Below are 2,366 nucleotides of genomic sequence, written 5' to 3' on the forward strand. Positions count from 1 at the left end.
AGCCCCAGGCCGCCGTGCATCTCGATCTCCTGCGCGGTCAGGTACCCGGCGCTCTCCCCCACCAGGTAGCCGACCAGCCCGGCGATCTCGGCGGGCTCGGCGAACCGGCCCATCGGGATCAGCGACAGGATCCGGTCCCGCACCGCGTCCGGCATGGCGAGTGCCTTGGGGGTGGCCACCATGCCGGGCAGCACGCAGTTGGCGGTGATGCCGCGCTTCGCGTTCTCGGTGGCGATCGTGCGCATCATGCCGTGCAGCCCGGCCTTCGACGCCGCGTAGGCGACCTGGCCGGGCAGCCCCTCGTGGCCGGCCAGGCTGGAGATCGCCACGATGCGCCCCCAGCCGCGCTCGCGCATGCCGACCAGGCAGGCCTGGATCACCCGGAACGCCCCGGTGAGGTTGACGTCGATGTCGCGGCGCCACTGCTCGCCGGTCATCCGCTGCGTCGGGGCGATGGTGTCCACGATGCCGGCGTTGGACACGCACACGTCCACCTCGGCCAGCACCGCCGGCATCGGGTCCGTCGCGATGTCCAGCTGGATGTCGCACGGCCCGCTGATGTCCGGGGTGATGACCTTCAGACCGTCGGCGCGCAGCCGTTCGGCGATGGCCGCGCCGATGCCGCCGTTGGCGCCGGTCACCAGTGCGGTGCGTCCGGTCATGCGTACAGCTCCTCGATCGTGGCCGCGTACTTGGACCCGATGACGCGGCGGCGCATCTTCATCGTCGGGGTCAGTTCGTCGCCGTCGGGCAGCCAGTCGGCGGGCAGCAGCCGCCAGTACTTGATCTGCTCGACGCGGGACAGCTCGGTGTTGGCCAGCGCCACCTCGGCGCCGACGTCGGCCAGCAGGTCCGGGTCGGCGGTGAGCGCGGCGTAGTCGGTATCGGGGCGGCCGTGTGCGGCGGCCCAGGCGCGGGCCCCGTCGGGGTCGAGCACCAGCAGCGCCACCGTGTAGGGCCGCCGGTCGCCGATCGCGCAGGCCTGCCCGATGAGCGGCCCAGCCGTCTTCAGCGCCAGCTCGATCGCCAGCGGGGACATGTTCTTGCCGGCCGCATTGATGATCAGTTCCTTCTTGCGGTCGACGATGCTCAGGTAGCCGTCCGCGTCGATCCGGCCGATGTCGCCGGTGTGCAGCCAGCCGTCGATGATCGTCTCGGCGGTCAGGTCGGGCCGGCCCCGGTAGCCGCGCATGACCTGCGGGCCCTTGGCCAACACCTCACCGTCCTCGGCGATGCGCAGCTCGACTCCGCGCAGCGGCTGGCCGACGGTGCCGTAGCGCAGGTCGCCGGGAGGGTTCGCGGTGAGGATCCCGCAGGTCTCCGACATGCCCCAGACCTCCGAGATCGGCAGGCCCAGCGCCGCGAAGTAGCGCAGCGTCTCGGCCGGCAGCGGGGCGGCGCCGACGATCAGGAACCGGACCTGGTCCAGCCCCAGCTTCTCCCGGACGGCGGCGGTGGCCGCCGCCGGCAGCGTCGCCGGGTCGGTGAGACCCTTGGCCTCCAGCGCTGCGCGCAGCTTCTCCCACACCCGGGGCACCGAACCCCAGACGGTGGGCCGCACCGAGGGCAGCACCGCGATGATCTGGGTCGGGTCGAGCACACAGGTCACCTCGAAACCCAGCACCATCCACCAGTAGTGCGCCGACCAGCGGTCCGCGACGTGCGCGTTCGGCAGGTACGACGTCATCCGGCCGCCCCGGGGCAGGCCCGCGAGCGAGGTGTACGCCCGGATCATCTCGAGCATCCCGTGGTGGCTCAGCTCGACCGGCTTCGGCTCGCCGGTGGTGCCGGAGGTCCAGATGATGGTCAGCGGCCCGTCGGCGGGCACCGCGCGCCAGCTCGCCTCGAAGTCGAAGCCCGGCGGCGCCACAGGCAGCGCGTCGAGCTCGTCCAGCACCACCACATGCTCGACGGCGGTGCCCGCCAGCACGGCCCGGATCGACGCCGCGAACTCGCGCTCACAGACAACGACCCTGCTGCCCGCGCCGCCCAGCAGGAACTGGATCTGGCTCGGCGAGGACGTCAGGTAGATCGACCACGGCACCGCGCCCAGGTGCAGGGCGGCGGCGTCCACCAGGTTGAACTCCGGGCGGTTGGACACCATCAGCGCCACCGTGTCCCCAGCCCCGACGCCGAGCCCGGCCAGCCCACCGGCCAGCCGCCGCACCCGCTCCGCGCACTGCGCCCAGGTCAGGCTGACGGCGCCGTCGGAGGTCCGCAGTGCAACCTGGTCGGGGCGCTCGGCCGCGGTCGCCTGGAACGCCTCGACGAGCGTCGCCTCCGGACCGAGGTGCCCGAGTGGCTCGAGCACCGCCAAACCGCTACCGGCCTCCCCCGCTGTGCCAGTCATCTCCCGCCGAACCCCC

General features: G+C 72.7%; 2 protein-coding genes. Both read right to left on the minus strand.

The window, feature by feature from the left end; translation table 11 throughout:
- Positions 1–662: SDR family NAD(P)-dependent oxidoreductase (locus VGD70_RS23650; RefSeq protein ID WP_331084874.1), on the minus strand; the 662-nt coding region annotated here is incomplete at its 3' end.
- Positions 659–2,311, minus strand: coding sequence for an AMP-dependent synthetase/ligase (locus VGD70_RS23655; protein WP_331084876.1), 1,653 nt, complete (start codon positions 2,309–2,311; stop codon positions 659–661). The genes VGD70_RS23655 and VGD70_RS23650, both read right to left, overlap by 4 nt.
- Between the last annotated feature and the right edge of the window lie 55 nt (positions 2,312–2,366).

The organism is Actinophytocola sp. (assembly GCF_036402745.1).
Classification (GTDB): Bacteria; Actinomycetota; Actinomycetes; order Mycobacteriales; family Pseudonocardiaceae; genus Actinophytocola.